Below are 19,728 nucleotides of genomic sequence, written 5' to 3'. Positions count from 1 at the left end.
GAAGTTAAGCTTCTCTGCGCCGATGGTACTGCACTCGGGAGGGTGTGGGAGAGTAGGTCGCCGCCGGACAATCTTTGAGGGGGTTCGACGCCTTGTGCGTCGGACCCCCTTTTTTTGTGCCATCACGGCCCCCGGTCGGGACCGCTGCCGGCGGTCAGTAGGGTTAAGGGGTGGATTATCGTGCGGTAGAACGCGCGATCATGGAGCGCGGCGTCGAGTGGGATTTCGAGCCGACGCTCGACAGGATCGCGGCCCTTCTTGATGTGCTCGGTTCGCCGCAGAGGGCGTACCCGGTCATACACATCGCGGGCACCAACGGAAAGACGAGCACGGCCCGGCTCACCGAGGCTCTGCTCAAGGAGCGCAATCTCAGAGTGGGGCGGTTCACCAGCCCTCATCTGGTGTCGGTGCGCGAGCGGATCACGGTGGACGGCGAGCCGCTGAGCGAGGAGCGGTTCGCGGAGGTCTACGAGGAGATCATCCCGTATGTCGAGCTGACCGACACCCAGGGGCGGCGCATCCAGTTTTTTGAGCTGCTGACCGCCATGGCCTTCGCCGCCTTCGCCGACACCCCGGTCGACGTCGCCGTGATCGAGGCCGGCATGGGCGGGTCCTGGGACGCGACGAACGTCGCCGACGGCCTCGTGTCCGTGATCACGCCCATCTCGCTCGATCACACCGACCGTCTGGGTCCCGACATCCCCAGCATCGCCGGTGAGAAGGCGGGCATCATCAAGCCCGGCTCGACCACCGTGCTCGCCCAGCAGGAGCTGGCCGCGGCCGAGGTGCTCATGCGGCGGGCCGCCGAGGTCGGCGCGGTCGTGGCCCGTGAGGGGCTCGAGTTCGGCGTGCTCAATCGGGAGGTGGCCATCGGCGGGCAGCTGCTCACCCTGCGCGGCCTCAAGGGGGTCTACGACGAGGTCTACCTGCCGCTCTACGGCGCGCACCAGGCGAGCAACGCGGTCTGCGCGCTGGCCGCCGTCGAGGCGCTGACCGGCGGTGACGACCCGCTCGACATCGATCTCGTACGGCAGGCGTTCGCGCAGGCCGCCTCGCCGGGGCGGATGGAGGTCGTGCGGCGGACGCCGACGGTCGTGATCGACGCGGCCCACAACCCGGGTGGCATGCAGGCGACCCTGGAGGGGCTGCACGAGGCGTTCGACTTCGCCAAGGTCGTCGGGGTCCTCGCGGTCATGCGGGACAAGGACGTCGACGCGCTGCTCGAGCTGCTCGAACCGATGCTCGACGAGATCATCGTCACGCGTAACTCCTCGCCCAGGTCCATGTCGCCGGAGGAGCTGGCGTCCCTGGCCGAGCCGCTGTTCGGCGAGGAGCGCGTACATGTGGTCGAACGGCTCGACGACGCCATCGACCAGGCTATCGGCGTCGCCGACGCCGAGGGCGAGTTCAGCGGCACGGGCGTGTTCATCACCGGGTCGGTCGTGACGGCGGGTGACGCGCGGCAGCTGCTCAAGGCGGATGGTTCGCGATGAATTTCCAGGTGACTCCAGGTATGCGCAGGCTGGGCGCCAGCGTGCTCGGCATGGAGGCCATCGTGGCGGGGCTGATCACGCCCGTGGCGATCACCGTGGGCGGGGTGGCGCCCGCGCTCGCGGTGACCGCCGGCATCGGGCTGGCCGTGCTGTGCGTGGTCGCCGCGGGCCTGCTCAAGCGGCCGTTCGGCTACATCCTCGGCAGCCTCGTACAGGTGCTGGCGATCTGCACGGGCTTCCTCGTGCCGATGATGTTCTTCCTCGGCGCGATCTTCACGGCGCTGTGGATCACGGCGATTATCGTCGCTTGCCGTGTTGAGGGCGCTACTTCCCGCTAAAGTCGGCGCATGACCGTCCCCCCGATTCAGCGGTCGGCCGGGCCCAGGGTCCCATGGCTGCTCGATGTGACGCTCGGGCTGCTTGTCGTTGCCGCCTTGCCGCTGGCGATCGTCACCGTTCCCAATACGCTCTCCGTCGTCGCCAAGCTGCTGCCCGGCGACGTCGACCAGGTCGGGCTGATGCGCACGCACGGGCTCGCCCTGCCCGCGCTGATGCTGACCGTGCCGCTGGCGGCGGTGGTGCTGCGGCGCGTGCAGGTGGTTCACGTGGTGCTGCTGGGGCTGGCCCTGGTGGCCCTGTCCGACGTCGCCGGTGGGTACGCGGGCTCGGAGCTCCTCGCCGGAGTGGTGCGGGTGCTGCGCGGCGTCGGGGCGGGCCTGGTCGTGCCCGCCACGCTGGCGGCCGTCTGGGGCCGGGTGCTGGTGTTGCGGGCGCTGTGGGTGGGCGTGTTCAGCGTGAGCCTGCTCGCGGCCGAGGCGCTGGCGCTGTGGCCGCTCGACAAGGCGAGCAGCTGGAAGGTCACGCTGCAGCCGTACCCGATGCTGACGGGGATCGCGCTGGCCCTGGCGGGCGCGTACCTGCTCATCTGGATCCTGCTCGGGCGGCCGGCCACGCCGATGCTCAACGACGGGGAGCGGAGCCGGCTGCTGCTGGCCGCCGTGCCGGCGGCGGGCATCGCGGTCGTGGCGATCAGCACCGCGACCGAGGGGTGGCGGGCCGTGCCGGTGATCGTGCTGGCGGTGGTCGCCGTGGCAGGGCTGCTGGGGCTGGCCACGATAGGGGCCGCGGAGAGCCGTACGCTGGCGTACTCCATGGTGGCGGTCGGCGTGGTGCTGCTGCCCAGCGCGGCGCAGGTCACGCTGGTGGAGATGGGCGGGCTCGGCGGGCCGGGGCTGCGCGGGCTCTGGGTGCCGTTCGCGGTGGCCGGGCTCCTCGCCGTCGGCGCTGCCGCGGCCGTGCGCCGGTTCGCGTCGGCCCCCGTGCGGTGGCTGGTGCCTTTCGGGTTGCTCGCGATGGTCGTGGGGCTGTGCTCGGTGCGGTTCGTCGTGCCGTCGGCCGACGGGTTGGTGCTGGCGGTGCCGTTCATGCTGCTCGCGGTGGGGGCAGCGGTGGCGTTGACGTCGGCGCTGCAGGAGGTGGGGGTCGGGACGGCCGTCTTCGGGCTCTCGCTGTGCGTCGCGGGGGTGCTGGCGGGGTTCCTGCTCGGTACGGGTGTGCAGATGGCGATGCTGGACGGGGTTTCGTCGGCCCAGGAGCTGGTGGACAGCTTCGTCGGCGCGCTGCACTCGTGGGCCCTGATCGGCGGCTTCCTCGTGGTGCTGGTCATCGTGCTCTCCACCGTGATGGCCCGGCGGGGTGTCGCCAGGCCCGATGAAACGGCGTCCGCGTCGCCTGCGGAGGGTGCGGCGGATGAGGACGAATCTGCCGGGTCGGTGCCCGCCGTGCCGCCGCAGGGCCAATCGCCCGAGGACACCGCCTCTCCATGACGCCGTTCCGTAGGAAAACGAGGGTGGGGGCGCGGGACGGTAAGCTGAGGCCCAAGCCACGGCGACGCGTGGGCCCGTCCCCCGCGAAGCATCCCGCGGCCGGGCCGGGCGCCCGTGATCGCGATCCTCACTCTGTTCGAAGGAGAACTCCAAGTGTCCGAGCGCACTCTTGTCCTGATCAAGCCCGACGGGGTTAAGCGCGGCCTCATCGGTGACGTGATCGCCCGTGTGGAGCGCAAGGGCCTCAAGGTCGTGGCGATGGACCTGCGCACCCTCGACGCCGACACCGCCAAGTCGCACTACGCCGAGCACTCCGAGCGGCCGTTCTTCGGTGAGCTCGTCGAGTTCATCACGTCGGGGCCGCTCGTGGCCCTGGTCCTCGAGGGCCCGCGCGCCGTCGAGGCGTTCCGCGCGCTGGCCGGCGCCACCGACCCGGTCAAGTCGGCCCCCGGCACGATCCGCGGCGACCACGCCCTCGAGATCGGCGAAAACGTCGTTCACGGCTCCGACTCGCCCGAGTCCGCTGCCAGGGAGATCAAGATCTTCTTCCCTGACCGTTTCTAGGCGATTCGCCTCGCCAATCCGCGCCCGCGCAGCATGTCGCTGTGCGGGCGCGCGTTTTTGTCGGGCGCCTGTCGTAGGGTGGCGAGGTCTTGATGTGCGGGGCTGATTCGTGGGCGTGGCGCGGGCGGGATTTTGTCGGCGCTTCCGCGTACGGTTGGCAGGGTCGATACGTGAGGCCTCGAGCCGATGGGCGTTTTGGATCGTTCCAGCAAGCCTTTGGGTGTTGTGGTGCAATCCGGGCAAAATTGCGGTTGAGGTAGGGGCTGGAGATTTTTGTGGGGCGCGAGGGCTCATTGCGCCCATCGGTGGGTACGTCACGTTACGATTCGAATTCGATCCGTAATCATTCGCGAACGACGTTACGGAGGGCTCCGTTCCCCATGGGCAGCAAGCTCGCGTTTCTCGGCCGTGACATGGCGGTCGACCTGGGCACCGCCAACACGCTGGTCTACGTGCGCGGCCGGGGCATCGTGCTCAACGAGCCCTCAGTCGTAGCGATCAACACCGCCACGGGCAAGATCGTGGCGGTCGGCATCGAGGCCAAGCGGATGATCGGTCGTACGCCTGGCAACATCGTCGCCGTCCGCCCGCTCAAAGACGGCGTGATCGCCGACTTCGATGTGACTGAGCGGATGTTGCGATATTTCATCCAGAGGGTGCACCGACGTCGGCATCTGGCCAAGCCGCGCATCATCATCGCCGTGCCGAGCGGCATCACCAGCGTGGAGCAGCGCGCGGTGAAGGAAGCCGGATACCAGGCAGGCGCCAGGAAGGTCTACATCGTCGAGGAGCCCATGGCCGCCGCCATCGGGGCCGGGCTCCCGGTGCACGAGCCGACCGGAAACATGGTGGTCGACATCGGTGGAGGCACCACCGAGGTGGCGATCATCTCGATGGGCGGCGTGGTCACCAGCCAGTCCATCAGGATCGGCGGCGACGAGCTCGACCAGGCGGTGATCGCGTTCGCCAAGAAGGAATACTCCCTGATGCTCGGCGAGCGCACCGCCGAGGAGATCAAGATCGCCATCGGCTCGGCCGGCCCGACCGGCGAGGAGTCGCACGCGGAGATCCGCGGGCGCGACCTGGTCAGCGGGCTGCCCAAGACCATCGTCGTGTCGAGCGAAGAGGTCAGGAAGGCCATCGAGGAGCCGGTCAACGCCATCGTCGACGCGGTCAAGACCACGCTCGACAAGTGCCCGCCCGAGCTGTCCGGCGACATCATGGACCGCGGCATCGCGCTCACCGGCGGGGGCGCCCTGCTCAAGGGGCTGGACGAGCGCGTCAAGGCCGAGACGGGCATGCCCGTGCACCTGGTCGAAAACGCCCTCGACTCGGTCGCCATCGGCTCCGGCAAGTGCGCCGAGGAGTTCGAGGCGCTCCAGCAGGTCCTGGTGCCGGAGTCGCGGCACTGATGAGAGACTCTCGCCATGCGCGGCTGATCCTGGGCGGGCTGCTGACGGCAGCCCTGATCATCCTGACCGTCGACCATCGCACTGGCAACAGCTCGCCGCTGCGGCCGCTGCGAACGGCGGCGGCTTATGTGTTCGGCACAGCGGAACAGTTCGGCGGGGGGCTGGTGCGCCCCGTCAGCGGGTTCGTCCGCGCTCTTGTGGACGCGCCCGGCGCCCAGGACCGCATCAACGCGCTCAAAGCGGAGAACGCCCAGCTCCGGGCCGGCCTGGTCGCCAGCAAGCTCGACGCGACCCGCTCCAAGGAGCTCAAGCAGCTGCTCGGCCTGTCGGGGTCGGGCGGATACAAGGTGGTCCCGGCCAACGTGGTCGCCCGGCGCGGGCTGCCGGGCTTCGAGGACGCCGTGCAGATCGACGCCGGCACGAGTGACGGCATCCGTACGGAGATGACCGTGCTGAGCGGCGACGGTCTGGTCGGGCGCGTGATCAACGCGGCCCCGCACAGCTCGACGGTGGTGCTCCTCAGCGACCCGGCCTCGGCCGTCGGGGCGCGGCTGGAGGGCGGCAAGGAGATCGGTGTGGTGCACGGGGTGGGGGAGAACGGGCGGCTCGTCCAGTTCCGGCTCCTCGACTCCACGGCCCCGCTGACCAGCGGCGCGCGGATCGTCAGCTTCGGCTCGCAGAACGGCAGCCCGTACGTGCCGGGGGTGCCCATCGGGGTGATCGAGCGGGTGGAGTCGACGCCGGGGGAGCTGACCCGGATCGCGTACGCCCGTCCGTACGCGGATCTTTCTTCGCTGGACGTGGTCGGGGTGGTGGTGGAGGCTCCGAAGCGGGACCCGCGTGACGCGGTGCTGCCCGCCAAGGCGCTGCCTGCCACGGAGGGATCGCGATGATCGGGCGGCGGGCGGTTCCACGGCGCCTGCCGATCAATGGGCACGGTGATCCGGGCGCGCGCGGAAGCGCCGGCTGTCCGGGTGAGAGGTGCGGTGCCGGCGCGTATCTGACCGCGTGGGGCGATGCCGGCACGTATCTGGCTGCGTGCGGCGGTGTTGGGGCGTATCTGGGCGCACGGTGCGGTGCTGGCCGATGTCTTGGCGTGTGGGGTGCTGGTGGGCATGCGGACGTGACATGGCGTGCTGATGGGCATGCAGGCGCGCGGCGCGGTGCCGGCGGGAGCGTAGACGCGAGATGGGGTGCTGGCGGGCGTGTGGGCGCGTGTCAAGGCGGCAGTGGCCGTCTGGAGCGTTCCATCAGGGGTCGGCGCTACGCGTCTCTGAGAGCGCTTGTGGCGGCGTCTGACGAGGGTTGGGCGCGGGCGGTGCGGAGGCCTTCGGGGTGGATCGGCCCGCGAGCGCCGCGCGGAAGCTCGGCTCCGGGGTGGGAGTCGGTGAGGTCGTCGGCTTGGGTGTCGGGCTCGCGTGGGCTCCGGTCGCCGGCCCGGGTCCGGCCGTCGGCGCGGGTCCGAGTGGTCGGCGGTGGCCGATGGGCGTCGGTGGTGGCCGGGGCGGATCGGTGGTGGGTGTCGGTGTCCGCTCGGCTGGATCGCCGGTGGGCGTCGGTGGCGGGTGGGTCGGATCGTTGGTGGCTCGGTTCGCTGGAACGGCTCGAACGACCTGGCCGGGCTCCATCCGGCGGGTCGGGCATGGGGCCGGCGTGCGGGGTGGGGCGGATTGTGAGGGATTCCCGGGAGGGGGCGCGGTGATCGGCGGGTTGTCCGTGTTGTTGGCCTTGCTGGCGCAGGTCATGTTGGTCAACCGATTTCCCCTGCCGGCCGGGGGCTCGCCCGATCTGGTGCTGCTGGCCGTGATCGGGGCGGCGTTGGGGCGGGGTGCGTCGTCCGGGGCGGTGCTCGGGTTCAGCGCCGGGCTGCTCGTCGATGTCATGCCGCCGACCGCGCACCTCGTGGGGCAGTACGCGTTCGTGCTGGCGCTCGTCGGTTACGTGGCCGGGCGTGGCGCGGGTGGGCCGGTCACCACCGTGGTGTTGTGCGTGCTGATGGCGCCGTTGCTGGCGGCGGTCGTGAGCGGGCTGATCGCCGATCCCCGGGTGACGATCTCCACGCTGACCGAGCAGGTGCCCGTCACCATCGTCTACACGCTGGTCGTGTCCCCCATCGTGATCTGGCTGACCACACGGGGCAGGGAGGCGGGGTTCTCGACATGATGCGGATGCGGGCCAGGCTGCTGCTGGTGCAGGTGCTCGTCGTGACGTTGCTGGTCGTGCTGGCCGTGCGCCTGTGGCAGGTGCAGGTGGTGCGTGGGAACGAGTTCGTGACGCGGGCGACGGAGACCAGGACACGGGCCGTGATCGTGCCCGCCGTGCGGGGGCAGATCCTCGACTCGCACGGGCGGCCGTTGGTGCGCAACAAGACCGCGTTGGTCGTGTCCGTGGACCGGACCAGGCTGACCAGGATGAAGGACGGCGGGCTCAAGGTGCTGAGCAAGCTGTCGGCGGTGCTCGGCCGGCCCGTCGCCGATCTGCAGCAGCGCATCACGCCGTGCGGGCCGGGAGTCCGCAAGCCCTGCTGGACGGGATCGCCGTACCAGCCGGTTCCGCTCGACGAGAAGGTGGACACTCGGGAGGCGCTCCAGATCCTCGAGCGGCAGGAGGAGTTTCCCGGGGTGACGGCGGAGATCCACTCCGTCAGGCAGTATCCCGGCGGGCGCGACGGGGCGCAGATGCTCGGCTACCTGCAGCCGGTCACCGAGGCCGAGCTGGAGAAGCGCGAAGGGCTGAAGGCCAGCTTCTCCGGGGTGGACCTGGCGGGGCGTGACGGGCTCGAGTACGTCTACGACGAGGCGCTGCGCGGCAAGTCGGGGCTGCGCAGGGTGCAGGTCGACAGGATGGGCAAGGCGCTCGGCGTCGAGGAGCAGATCACCCCGATTCCCGGCGACCACCTGGTTACCAGCATCGACTCGCGGGTGCAGTCCGTGGTGGAGAAGGCGCTGGCGAAGGCGATGAAGTCCGCCCCGGCGGCTGACGGCGGCGCGGGGGTGGTGCTCGACGCGCGTACGGGACGGGTGGTGGCGCTGGCCAGCGCTCCCGGATACGACCCGGCGGTCTGGGCGGGCGGGATCTCGACGCGCGGATATCAGTGGCTGCTGTCGGATAAATCAGACATGCCGCTCGTGTCCCGGGCGATCAACGGCCAGTTCGCGCCGGGTTCGACGTTCAAGATCTCGTCGGTGTCGGCGATGCTGCGGTCCGGATACCCGCTGAACGGCACGTACGAATGCCCCGGCTCCTACATGGTCGGCGACCGGGCGTTCAGCAACTTCCGCGGCGTTTCGCTCGGCTCGCTCAGCCTGCACACCGCGCTGGTCAAGTCGTGCGACACGATCTTCTACAAAGCCGCGTACGAGCAGTACCTGAAGGACGGCGGGCGCAACCCGAAGAAGGCCACCAAGGAGATCTTCGCCAACACGGCCAGGGCGTTCGGGTTCGGCAGGCCGACCGGGGTGGACCTGCCGGGCGAGTCCTCCGGGCGCATCCCCGACCGGGCGTGGAAGAAGGACCTGTGGAACCGCACCAACGCCGTGAGCTGCGAGCGGTCGCGCAAGGGATACCCGGAGGTCAAGGATCGGGCGCGGGCCGACTTCCTCAAACGGCTCGCGCTGGAGAACTGCACCGAGGGGTTCCTGCTGCGGCCGGGTGACTCGGCCAACTTCTCCATCGGCCAGGGCGACGTGCTGGTGACGCCGATGCAGCTCGCGCGGGCGTACATGGCACTGGTGAGCGACGGGAAGCTGCGCAGCCCGCGCATCGGGTGGGCGCAGGTGCGGCCTGACGGCAAGGTCGTCAGGACCATCCCGGTGCCGGTCGTGGGCAAGCTGCCGATCAGCGAGAAGGAACGGCTCTACATCAAGAACGCGCTGAGCCAGGTCCCCTCGGACGGCACCGCGGCGGGGGCCTTCGCCGGGTTCCCGATGGACAAGGTGCGCATCGGCGGCAAGACCGGCACCGCGGAGGTCTGGGGCAAGCAGGACACCTCGTGGTTCGCGTCATTCGCGCCCACGAAGAATCCGCAGTACGTGGTCGTGGTCATGGTCTCGCAGGGTGGCATGGGCGCGCAGACGGCGGCGCCTGCCGTGCGGGAGATCTACGAAGGGATCTACGGCATCAAGCGGCCTCCCGCCGTGCCCGGTGGGAAGCTCACGACGAGGTTGCCCAGCTTCTCGCCCGACGGAACGGTGGCCGGAGGATGAGCGCCCAGAGCCTGGAGCCGGGCACGGGCGGTCGGACGGTCGGCACCGGCGCCGGCGGTGGTCGTGGGAGTCGGTCGGTGGTGAGTGGTGGTCGCGGGGGCCGGCGTGTGGCGGGTGGTGGCCGGAGACGTTGGTTGGCGGTGGGGGATCGCCGTGGGGGCTGGCCCGTCGCGGGCGGTGCGGGCCGGGGTCGGCTGGTGGGCGGCGCGCGCAGGGGTTGGACCGTGCGCAGGGGTTGGCCCGTGGTGGGCGGTGGGCGGAGCGGGGTTCGGCGGCCGGGTGGTGGGACGGCGGGCCGGTGGGTGGTCGGTCGTGAGGGCGGTGGGCTGATCCGGCGTGCGGGCGGATGGGTGGTCGGTCGTGAGACCGGAGGGCTGATCCGCTGTGCGGGCGGGCAGGTGGTCGGCCGTGAGACCGGAGAGGTGATCGGCTGTGCTGGCCGGTGGGTGGGCGGTCGCGTGGTCGGAGGGGTGGTCGGCTGGGCGGCCGGGTGGGTGATCGGCTGTGTGGTCGGGTGGATGACTGGCCGCGTGGTCGGGTGGATGGTCGCTGGGATGGAGGTGCGGAGGTGATCGATCGATCGGTGGCCGTCCGGCGGCCGTCGCTGTTCCGCCGAGTCGCCGGTGAGAACTCGACGGTGCGCAGGCTGGATGCCCTGATGCTGGTCGCGGTGGCCGGGCTGTGCGTGATCGGCACGCTGCTCGTCTGGTCGTCCACCAGGACCTGGGCCCCGGGCTCGACGGGGCTGGTCAAGAAGCACGTCTTCAACGAGATGATCGGGATCATCCTGTGCGCGATCGTGGCGACGGTCGACCATCGCGCGATGCGGGCGTACGCGCCGCTGGTGTTCCTGGTGTCGCTGATAGGGCTGGGGCTGGTCATCACGCCGCTGGGTGCGACGATCAACGGGTCGCACTCGTGGATCCTGCTCGGTGGCGGGTTCGCGGTGCAGCCGTCGGAGTTCGCCAAGGTCGGGCTGCTGCTGATCATCGCGATGCTGCTCGCGCAGCCGGCCGAGGGCAGTGATCGGCCGCGCGCGCTGGACATATGGCTGGCGCTCCTCGCCTCGGGGGTCACGATGGGGCTGGTGATGCTCCAGCCGGACCTCGGGACGGCGCTGGTGCTGGCGGTGATCACGGCCGCCGGGCTGATCATCGCGGGGGTGCGCAAACGGTGGATCGCGGCGCTGACGCTGGTGGCGGCCGGCGGGGTGTTCTCGGTGTTCTACTTCCAGCTGCTCGAGCCGTACCAGGTGGCCCGGTTTACGGCGTTCGTCGATCCGAGCGTCGATCCGCGCGGGGTGGGCTACAACAGCACGCAGTCGATGATCGCGATCGGCTCCGGGCAACTCCTGGGAAAGGGGCTGCTGGGGGGCGGGCAGACGACCGGGCGGTTCGTGCCCGAGCAGCACACCGACTTCATCTTCACGGTGGCGGGGGAGGAGTTCGGGTTCCTCGGGTCGGTCACGGTGGTGCTGCTGCTCGGGGTGGTGCTGCTGCGCGGGCTGAAGATCGCCAGGCAGTGCGACGACAGGTTCGGGACGCTGGTAGCGGGCACGATCGTGTGCTGGTTCGCGTTCCAGACGTTCATCAATGTGGGCATGACGATCGGGATCATGCCGATCACGGGGCTTCCGCTGCCGTTCGTGTCGTATGGCGGAACGGCCACGTTCGCGAATCTCATTGCGATTGGGCTTCTCCAGGCCATCAGGGTGCGAAGACAGTCGTTTAATTAGAGACATGTTCTTGGCCTATTGCGATGAGTGCGAGGAGCGCTTTCTGCTGCCCGCGAACCACGTCGTCGGAGTGCACAATCTGGCGAGCGGCGTGATCGCCGTCGAGCTGACCTGCTACGAAGGGCACCGCCTCCTGGTGCTCATCGGCAACGACATCGACATCCCTGGACCTGCCACCGTCTGAGCGCCGCTACCCTGGACCGTATGTCTGTCGAGTCGGTGTTCCCCCGCCTGGAAGCGCTACTGCCCAAGGTGCAGAAGCCCATCCAGTACGTCGGGGGTGAGCTCAACTCGACCGTCAAGGACTGGGACTCCGCCGACGTGCGGTGGGCGCTGATGTACCCGGACGCCTACGAGGTCGGGCTGCCCAACCAGGGTGTGGCGATCCTCTACGAGATCCTCAACGAGTTGCCCGCCACGCTGGCCGAGCGCACCTACGCGGTGTGGCCGGATCTCGAGGCGCTCATGCGGGCCGAGGGCGTCCCGCAGTTCACGGTCGACGCGCACCGGCCGGTGCGCGCCTTCGACGTGCTCGGCGTGTCCTTCTCGACCGAGCTGGGCTACACCAACATGCTCAACGCGCTCGATCTGGCGGGCATCCCGCTGCTGGCCGTGGACCGGGGTGAGGACGACCCGATCGTGCTCGCCGGCGGCCACGCGGCCTTCAACCCGGAGCCGATCGCCGACTTCCTCGACGCGGCCGTGCTCGGCGACGGAGAGCAGATCTCCATCGCCATCTCCGAGGTCATCCGCGAGTGGAAGGCCGAGGGCAGACCCGGCGGGCGGGACGAGCTGCTCATGCGGCTCGCCGAGTCCGGCGGGGTATATATCCCGAAATTTTACGATGTGGACTACCACCCGGACGGTCGCATCAAGCGCGTCGCCCCCAACAGGGCCGACGTGCCGTGGCGGGTGCACAAGCACACCGTGATGGACCTCGACGAGTGGCCCTACCCGAAGAAGCCGCTGGTCCCGCTGGCCGAGACCGTGCACGAGCGGTTCAGCGTGGAGATCTTCCGCGGCTGCACCCGTGGCTGCAGGTTCTGCCAGGCGGGCATGATCACGCGCCCGGTGCGGGAGCGCTCGATCACCACCATCGGGGCGATGGTCGAAAACGGCATCAAGGAGTCCGGCTTCAACGAGGTCGGTCTGCTGTCGCTGTCGTCGGCCGACCACTCCGAGATCGGTGACGTCGCCAAGGGCCTGGCCGACCGCTACGAGGGCACCAACACCTCGCTCTCGCTGCCGTCCACCAGGGTCGACGCGTTCAACATCGACCTGGCCAACGAGTTCTCCAGGAACGGCAGGCGTTCCGGCCTGACGTTCGCGCCGGAGGGCGGCTCCGAGCGCATGCGCAAGGTGATCAACAAGATGGTCACCGAGGAAGACCTGATCCGCACCGTCACCACGGCCTATTCGCAGGGGTGGCGGCAGGTCAAGCTCTACTTCATGTGCGGCCTGCCCACCGAGCAGGACGAGGACGTGCTGGGCATCGCCGACCTGGCCAAGAAGGTCATCCAGGCGGGCCGCGAGGCGACCGGCAGCCGCGACATCCGCTGCACGGTCTCCATCGGCGGCTTCGTGCCCAAGCCGCACACGCCGTTCCAGTGGGCCGGGCAGGCCGACCACGAGACCGTCGACCGACGGCTCAAGCAGCTGCGCGACTCGCTCAGAGGCGACAAGCAGTACGGCAGAGCCATCGGCTTCCGCTACCACGACGGCAAGCCCTCGATCGTGGAGGGCCTGCTCTCGCGCGGCGACCGCAGGGTCGGCGCCGTGATCCGCGCCGTCTGGGAGGACGGCGGCAGGTTCGACGGCTGGAGCGAGCACTTCTCCTACGAGCGCTGGATGGCGGCCGCCGAGAAGGCGGGCGTCGACGTCGACTGGTACACCACGCGCGAGCGGGCGGAGAACGAGGTCCTGCCATGGGACCACCTCGACGCCGGGCTCGACCGCGAGTGGCTCTGGCAGGACTGGCAGGAGGCCGTCTCCGGCGGCGAGGTCGAAGACTGCCGCTGGACTCCTTGCTACGACTGCGGCGTCTGCCCGACGATGGGCACGGAAATTCAGATCGGCCCCACGGGGCGAAAACTCCTTCCTCTTACGGTGGTCTAGCGCGCTCAGTGGGCAGCCGGTGCCTCGGCGTACACGTACACGCGCCAGGGCGGCTTATCCTGAGACGAAGGAACTCTTACAAGGGAAGGACGACAAGCTCTGAAACCTGTTCCCGAAGGGCCTCCGCCCGCGCCCACGGTGCAGCGCCTTCGCGTGCGCTACGCCAAGCGCGGCCGCCTGCGCTTCACCAGCCACCGCGACATTTCGCGGGCCGTTGAGAGAGCGGTTCGCCGTGCCGGCATACCGGTGGCCTACAGCGCAGGTTTCTCGCCCCACCCGAAGATCTCCTACGCGGGCGCGGCGCCGACCGGCGTCGCCAGCGAAGCCGAATATCTCGAGATCGGTGTCACCACGCCGTGCGATCCCGAGCAGGTGAGACAGGACCTGGACGGGTCGCTGCCGCCGGGGCTCGATGTGCTCGACGTTGTGACAGCGGGCCCGGGTGGGCTGGCTGACCGCTTGGAGGTCTCCGACTGGGAGGTGCGGCTGCCCGGTGCCGATCGCGAGCTCGCCGAGGTGGCGGCGGAGAAGTTTCTCGCGGCAGGCGCTGTGGAGGTCGAACGCCTCACCAAGAAGGGCCCCCGTCGCTTCGACGCGCGGGAGGCCGTCCTGGGGCTCACGGTGTCCGAGGGAACAGACAGAACTGCAGCTCAGGTGCTCGGAGGGCCGTGTGTCATACTGCGCATGGTTGTTCGGCACATGACGCCTGCCGTTCGACCCGACGATGTGCTCACAGGGCTGCGCCTTGTGGCCGACTTCGCGCCGCCGGTTCCCCCCGAGGTGACCAGGCTGGCGCAGGGGCCGCTCGACGTCAGCACTGGTGCGCTTGCCGATCCGCTCGACCTGGACCGCGACACCACGCGCGGCGGCGAGGCGGGACCGGCGAGTGAGCACGTCGCCGGTTGAGGAGGTGCCCCGTGCGAGCGGGGCACGACCGCTGACAGGACTTGGCGCCGACACCCCCACCTCGGGGGCGTTGGCGGACAACGAGACACGAGGGCTCCTGCGCGGCGCGGCGACGCGCCCGGGAGCTGACGGGAGAGCGCCCGCATGCTCGAGAACGAGCCCAACGCCGGGGCCATTGGCCCTGACGGGGAGACAATTGAACAGCCAGAGGTGACCCCACGTCGCCGCTCCGCCAGCCGCCCGGCGGGTCCGCCGCCGGAGCCGGAGGAGCCTGCCCACGTTCCGGTCACCACTGCGGCGGCGCAGACCGCGCCGTCGGTGGCTGACGTACAACCGGTGCAGAGCACCGCCGCGCAGCGCGCGGCGGGAGAGCCCGCGCCTCAGATCCGCACCGCCGCGCCCGAGCCGGAGGCCGCTGCGGCGACCGCGCCGGAGAGCCCGGTCGAGGCGGCCGTGGCCGGGACCGTTGCCGAGGCCGTCGCCGAGGAGAAGCCCAAGAGGACCACGCGGACCCGGTCCACCGCCACGACGACGCGGCGCCGTACGACGAAGAAGGCCGCCGAGGCCGAAGCCGAGGCTGCCCCCGTGGTGGAGGAGCCGCCCGCTGAGGCCGCCGAGCCGGTGAAGCGGCGCAGGACGCGCAAGAAGGTGGAAGAGCCCGTCGAGGAGGCCGTCGCAGGCGCTGTGGGGGCGGTGGCCGACTCCGAGAAGGCCGCCGCGAGCGAGGGCCTGGCCGGCAAGGCCGCGACGACGGAGCCGACCGCCGAGGCGGCGCCCGCCGGTGGCGCCCAGGCGACCGCCGAGGCTGTGCGTGCCGGTGGTGTCCAGGCGGCTGCCGAGGATGAGGACATCCTTGAGAGCCTGCCCGACAACGAGCCCCTCGACGACGAGCCCGCGGGCGAGGACCTCGACGAGGAGCCCGCACGGGCGAGCCTGCTGTCCGACCCGTTCGGGTTCGCCGCGCGCACGCCGGCCGAGCCCGGCACCGCGTTCCAGCGGCCGGCGGCCATCTTCGCGCCGCTGTTCCAGGCACCCGACCCCAGCCAGGCCAAGCCCGCCGTCACCCGGCGGGCCGAGGCGCCGCAGCCCGCTCCCGAGCCCGAGGAGGTCGAGGAGCCGGTCGACGAGTCCGCGGTAGAGGACGAGGCCGACCTCGACACCTCCGACGAGCAGGAGGAGGAAGAGGGCGCGGGCCGTCGCCGCCGTCGCAGGCGGGGCGGCCGGGGCCGCGGCAAGTCGCGCGAGCGTGACGAGGGTGAGGAAGGCGACGAGCAGGACGAGGAGGCCGAGGAGGAGCAGGCCGAGGAGGGCGCCGCTCACGACGAGGAGTCCTCGACCTCGCGTCGCCGCCGCCGCCGTCGCCGCCGGGGCTCCGAGGAGGGAGCCGAGCCGGCCAGCGACGACCCGCCGAACACGGTGGTGCGCATCCGCGCGCCGCGTGCGGGCCGCAGCAGCGGGCTGGAAACCGCGACCGACGGTGTGCAGAGCGTGCGCGGCTCCACCCGCCTCGAGGCCAAGAAGCAGCGCCGCCGCGAGGGGCGCGAGCTGGGCCGCAGGCGTCCGCCGATCATCACGGAGTCGGAGTTCCTGGCCCGCCGCGAGTCCGTCGACCGGATGATGGTGGTGCGCCGCCAGGGCGACCGTACGCAGATCGCGGTCCTGGAGGACGGCGTGCTCGTCGAGCACTACGTCAACCGCGAGGCCAGCCAGTCCTACGTCGGCAACGTCTACCTCGGCAAGGTCCAGAACGTGCTGCCCTCGATGGAGGCGGCGTTCGTGGACATCGGCAAGGGTCGCAACGCCGTCCTGTACGCCGGTGAGGTCAACTTCGACACCGCCGGGCTGGAGGGCCAGCCCAAGCGCATCGAGGCGGCGCTGAAGTCGGGCCAGTCGGTGCTCGTACAGGTCACCAAGGACCCGATCGGACACAAGGGCGCCCGGCTCACGTCCCAGATCAGCCTGCCCGGGCGATACCTCGTCTACGTGCCGGACGGGTCGATGACCGGCATCAGCCGCAAGCTGCCCGACAAGGAGCGCACGCGGCTCAAGAGCATCCTGAAGAAGGTCATGCCGGAGAACGCCGGCGTGATCGTGCGTACCGCCGCGGAGGGCGCCTCCGAGGACGAGCTGGCGCGTGACGTGGCCCGCCTGTCCGCCCAGTGGGAGAGCATCCAGAAGAAGGCCAAGTCGGCCAGCCCGCCCGAGCTGCTGTCCGCGGAGCCCGATCTCACGATCCGGGTTGTGCGCGACGTCTTCAACGAGGACTTCACCTCGCTGATCGTGCAGGGTGCCGACGCCTGGGACACGGTGGACGACTACGTCAAGTACGTCGCGCCGCACCTGGGAGAGCGCCTGGCGCGGTGGGACGGCGACCAGGGTGACGTGTTCGAGCACTACCGGATCGACGAGCAGCTCGGCAAGGCGCTCGAGCGCAAGGTCTGGCTGCCCAGCGGCGGCTCGCTGGTGATCGACCGTACCGAGGCGATGACCGTCGTCGACGTCAACACCGGCAAGTTCACCGGGCAGGGCGGCAACCTCGAGGAGACCGTCACCCGGAACAACCTCGAGGCGGCCGAGGAGATCGTGCGCCAGCTCAGGCTGCGCGACATCGGCGGCATCATCGTGATCGACTTCATCGACATGGTGCTGGAGTCCAACCGCGACCTGGTGCTGCGGCGGCTGCTGGAGTGCCTGGCCCGCGACAGGACCAAGCACCAGGTGGCCGAGGTCACCTCGCTGGGTCTGGTCCAGATGACGCGTAAGCGGGTCGGACAGGGGCTGCTGGAGGCCTTCTCCACGCCGTGCGAGTGCTGCAACGGGCGTGGCCTGCTCGTCTCCACGGAGCCGGTCGAGCCCAAGCCCGAGCCGCGCGGCACGCAGGGGAAGATGGCCATCGAGAAGGCGGTCTCCGACAAGGTTTCCGCGGCCAAGGACACCTCGAGCCGTGATACGGTGACCGGTGCGCTTGAAGACGTCCCGACTGAGGACGACCAGGCCAGCCAGACTTCCGGCAGAGGGCGGCGACGCTCGCGCCGAGCCAAGTCGGCCGAGTAGTTCTCGGCAGGCTTCCGACGTTCCGTCCGGTTCGCCTAGGGGACCGTTAATCCGGTACCCTGGTGTATCGGTGCGTCAGGTGACGTGCCCTGTTGGCGCGCTTACTCGGTTCGTCGGTTTGAGACAGGCCGAATGACAGGCGCAGCATTCGGCGGCCGCCTCTCGATGAGGCGGCTGATGTACGAGACAACAGTGAGTCAGAAGGGTTCCGCGGTGTACGCGATCGTTCGTTGCGGCGGCAGGCAGCAGAAGGTCTCCGTCGGTGACGTCCTCGAGGTGGACAAGGTCGCCGGCGAGGTCGGCTCTTCGGTTTCGCTGCCGACGGTGCTCGTCGTCAACGACGGCGATGTGACCACGGAGGCGGGCAAGTTCACGGTCAGCGCCGAGATCCTCGGCGAGACCAAGGGCCCGAAGATCCGGATCCTCAAGTACAAGAACAAGACCGGTTACAAGAAGCGCCAGGGTCACCGTCAGCGGTACACCCAGGTGAAGATCACCGGTATCGAGCAGGCCTGAACGGGAGTTTGAGAGATGGCACACAAGAAGGGCGCGTCGTCCACCCGGAACGGTCGTGACTCCAACGCTCAGCGCCTGGGCGTCAAGCGCTTCGGCGGCCAGCTGGTCAACGCGGGCGAGATCATCGTCCGTCAGCGTGGCACCCACTTCCACCCCGGCGACAACGTGGGGCGTGGCGGCGACGACACGCTGTTCGCGCTGGCGGCCGGGCACGTGCAGTTCGGTGTCAAGCGCGGCCGTCGGGCCGTGAGCATCGTTCCCGTCGCGGAGTAGGGGTTCTTCCTCTCCGTAGACCTTGGGTTTTCTTGCCAAAGGGGTGGATCGCGGTGTCGATCCGCCCCTTTGCTTTTGGCTGGCTTCCGCCGGTGGGCGGTGTGTGGAGGAGTGCAGAGTGCCGGACTTTGTGGACCAGGTGGTCCTTCATATCGGTGCCGGTGACGGGGGAAACGGGTGCGCCTCCATCCACCGGGAGAAGTTCAAGCCGCTCGGCGGCCCGGACGGCGGCAACGGCGGCCGGGGCGGTGACGTCATCCTCGAGGTCGACCCCAACACGGCGACGCTGCTCGAATACCACCGCCGGCCGCACCGCAAGGCCGAGAACGGCAAGCAGGGACAGGGCTCCAACCGGGACGGGGCCAACGGGCCGGACGTGATCCTGCCGGTGCCCAACGGCACCGTGGTGAAGAACGCCTCCACGGGTGAGGTGCTGGTCGACCTCGTGGGCGTCGGCACGCGGTACGTCATCGCCGAGGGCGGGCACGGCGGCCTGGGTAACGCCGCCCTCGCCACGACCAGGCGGAAGGCGCCCGGGTTCGCGCTGCTCGGGGAGCCCGGGGACGCGCTCGACGTCATGCTGGAGCTCAAGAGCGTGGCGGACGTGGCGCTGGTCGGGTTCCCGAGCGCCGGCAAGTCCTCGCTGATCGCCGCCCTGAGCGCGGCCAAGCCCAAGATCGCGGACTATCCGTTCACGACCTTGATCCCCAATCTGGGGGTGGTGACCGCGGGGGAGACCGTGTTCACCGTCGCCGACGTGCCCGGTCTGATCCCCGGGGCCTCGCAGGGGAAGGGGCTCGGGCACGAGTTCCTGCGGCACGTCGAGCGGTGCGACATGCTCGTGCACGTCATCGACTGCGCCACCATGGAGCCTGGACGCGACCCGATCACGGACTACGAGGTCATCGAGTCGGAGCTGCACGCGTACGGGAAGCTGGAGGACCGGCCCCGGCTGGTCGTGCTGAACAAGGCGGACGTGCCCGACGCGCGGGAGCTGGCCGAGCTGGTCAGGCCCGAGTTCGAGGCGCGGGGGCTGCGGGTGTTCACGATCTCCGCCGCCACGCATGACGGGCTGCGGGAGCTCACGTACGCGATGGGCGAGTGGGTCGCCGCGGCCAGGGCCCAGAAGCCGGTCGAGGAGCCCACCAGGCTGGTCATCAGGCCCAAGCAGCTCGGCGAGACCGGGTTCCGGGTGCGGCGGGTCAACGAGAACCTGTTCCAGATCACCGGTGAGAAGCCGGAGCGGTGGATCAGGCAGACGGACTTCACCAATGACGAGGCCGTGGGCTACCTCGCCGACCGGCTCGAACGGCTCGGCGTGGAGGCGGAGCTGGCCAAGGCCGGCGCCACCGCCGGCGCCGAGGTGGTCATCGGGTCGATGGAGGGCGGCTACGTCTTCGACTGGCAGCCCACGCTCAGCGCCGAGTCCGTACGGCAGGGCCCGCGAGGGTCCGACAACCGCCTCTGACAGAAGCGCCACGGGCGCAGGACGGCTTCGGCGTCGATGACCTGAGCGCCGGGCCGACCGGCGTCGACCGTCCCTGAACTGCGGCGCGTGGAGGTGGCCGTCGTCATGCGCCGGGCCGCCCGGGTGGCGGGCGGGTCTTCGGGCCGTATCCCGCCGGGCTC

16 protein-coding genes are annotated in these 19,728 nt (G+C 70.0%); all 16 read left to right on the top strand.

The window, feature by feature from the left end; translation table 11 throughout:
- Positions 1-200 precede the first annotated feature (200 nt).
- Positions 201-1,493 carry a folylpolyglutamate synthase/dihydrofolate synthase family protein gene (locus AB0J87_RS18520; RefSeq protein WP_363966631.1) on the top strand — a complete coding sequence of 431 codons (1,293 nt, stop codon included), beginning with the start codon at positions 201-203 and terminating at the stop codon, positions 1,491-1,493.
- A gap of 20 nt (positions 1,494-1,513) precedes the next feature.
- Complete coding sequence (locus AB0J87_RS18515; protein ID WP_363966580.1) at positions 1,514-1,831, top strand: DUF4233 domain-containing protein; 318 nt, start codon at positions 1,514-1,516, stop codon at positions 1,829-1,831.
- Between the two features lie 9 nt (positions 1,832-1,840).
- Positions 1,841-3,319 carry a hypothetical protein gene (locus tag AB0J87_RS18510; protein WP_363966578.1) on the top strand — a complete coding sequence of 493 codons (1,479 nt, stop codon included), beginning with the start codon at positions 1,841-1,843 and terminating at the stop codon, positions 3,317-3,319.
- Positions 3,320-3,472: 153 nt separating this feature from the next.
- Positions 3,473-3,883, top strand: a complete 411-nt coding sequence (gene ndk / locus AB0J87_RS18505) for a nucleoside-diphosphate kinase (protein WP_350740740.1) — start codon at positions 3,473-3,475, stop codon at positions 3,881-3,883.
- 380 nt (positions 3,884-4,263) lie between these two features.
- A complete protein-coding gene (locus AB0J87_RS18500; RefSeq protein WP_185078196.1) occupies positions 4,264-5,295 on the top strand; it encodes a rod shape-determining protein in 1,032 nt (343 codons plus the stop codon).
- Positions 5,295-6,188 carry a rod shape-determining protein MreC gene (gene mreC, locus AB0J87_RS18495; RefSeq protein ID WP_350740738.1) on the top strand — a complete coding sequence of 298 codons (894 nt, stop codon included), beginning with the start codon at positions 5,295-5,297 and terminating at the stop codon, positions 6,186-6,188. Before AB0J87_RS18500 ends, mreC begins: the two co-directional genes overlap by 1 nt.
- An 805-nt stretch (positions 6,189-6,993) precedes the next feature.
- Positions 6,994-7,458, top strand: a complete 465-nt coding sequence (gene mreD / locus AB0J87_RS18490) for a rod shape-determining protein MreD (protein WP_350740736.1) — start codon at positions 6,994-6,996, stop codon at positions 7,456-7,458.
- Complete coding sequence (gene mrdA, locus AB0J87_RS18485) at positions 7,455-9,500, top strand: penicillin-binding protein 2 (protein ID WP_350740734.1); 2,046 nt, start codon at positions 7,455-7,457, stop codon at positions 9,498-9,500. The genes mreD and mrdA overlap by 4 nt, the downstream gene beginning before the upstream one ends.
- A 568-nt stretch (positions 9,501-10,068) precedes the next feature.
- The gene (gene rodA, locus AB0J87_RS18480) at positions 10,069-11,235 is read left to right on the top strand and encodes a rod shape-determining protein RodA (protein ID WP_363966574.1); all 1,167 of its coding nucleotides are present in this window, start codon (positions 10,069-10,071) and stop codon (positions 11,233-11,235) included.
- A 4-nt stretch (positions 11,236-11,239) separates the two neighbouring features.
- Positions 11,240-11,419 (top strand): hypothetical protein, encoded by a 180-nt coding sequence (locus AB0J87_RS18475; protein WP_350740730.1) that lies wholly within the window; start codon positions 11,240-11,242, stop codon positions 11,417-11,419.
- Between the two features lie 20 nt (positions 11,420-11,439).
- Positions 11,440-13,350 carry a TIGR03960 family B12-binding radical SAM protein gene (locus tag AB0J87_RS18470; protein WP_350740728.1) on the top strand — a complete coding sequence of 637 codons (1,911 nt, stop codon included), beginning with the start codon at positions 11,440-11,442 and terminating at the stop codon, positions 13,348-13,350.
- 153 nt (positions 13,351-13,503) lie between these two features.
- Entirely contained in the window at positions 13,504-14,256 is a 753-nt protein-coding gene (locus AB0J87_RS18465; RefSeq protein WP_350740726.1) for a TIGR03936 family radical SAM-associated protein, read from the top strand.
- A gap of 144 nt (positions 14,257-14,400) precedes the next feature.
- Positions 14,401-17,310, top strand: a complete 2,910-nt coding sequence (locus AB0J87_RS18460) for an Rne/Rng family ribonuclease (protein WP_363966571.1) — start codon at positions 14,401-14,403, stop codon at positions 17,308-17,310.
- Between the two features lie 213 nt (positions 17,311-17,523).
- Complete coding sequence (gene rplU, locus AB0J87_RS18455) at positions 17,524-17,826, top strand: 50S ribosomal protein L21 (protein ID WP_043634375.1); 303 nt, start codon at positions 17,524-17,526, stop codon at positions 17,824-17,826.
- A gap of 15 nt (positions 17,827-17,841) precedes the next feature.
- Positions 17,842-18,099, top strand: coding sequence for a 50S ribosomal protein L27 (gene rpmA, locus AB0J87_RS18450; RefSeq protein WP_012893687.1), 258 nt, complete (start codon positions 17,842-17,844; stop codon positions 18,097-18,099).
- 118 nt (positions 18,100-18,217) lie between these two features.
- Positions 18,218-19,567, top strand: a complete 1,350-nt coding sequence (gene obgE / locus AB0J87_RS18445; RefSeq protein WP_363966568.1) for a GTPase ObgE — start codon at positions 18,218-18,220, stop codon at positions 19,565-19,567.
- The last annotated feature ends 161 nt before the right edge of the window (positions 19,568-19,728 follow it).

The organism is Nonomuraea sp. NPDC049625 (assembly GCF_040675285.1).
Taxonomy (GTDB): Bacteria; Actinomycetota; Actinomycetes; order Streptosporangiales; family Streptosporangiaceae; genus Nonomuraea; species Nonomuraea angiospora_A.
This window is presented reverse-complemented; position numbering and strand designations above follow the sequence as displayed.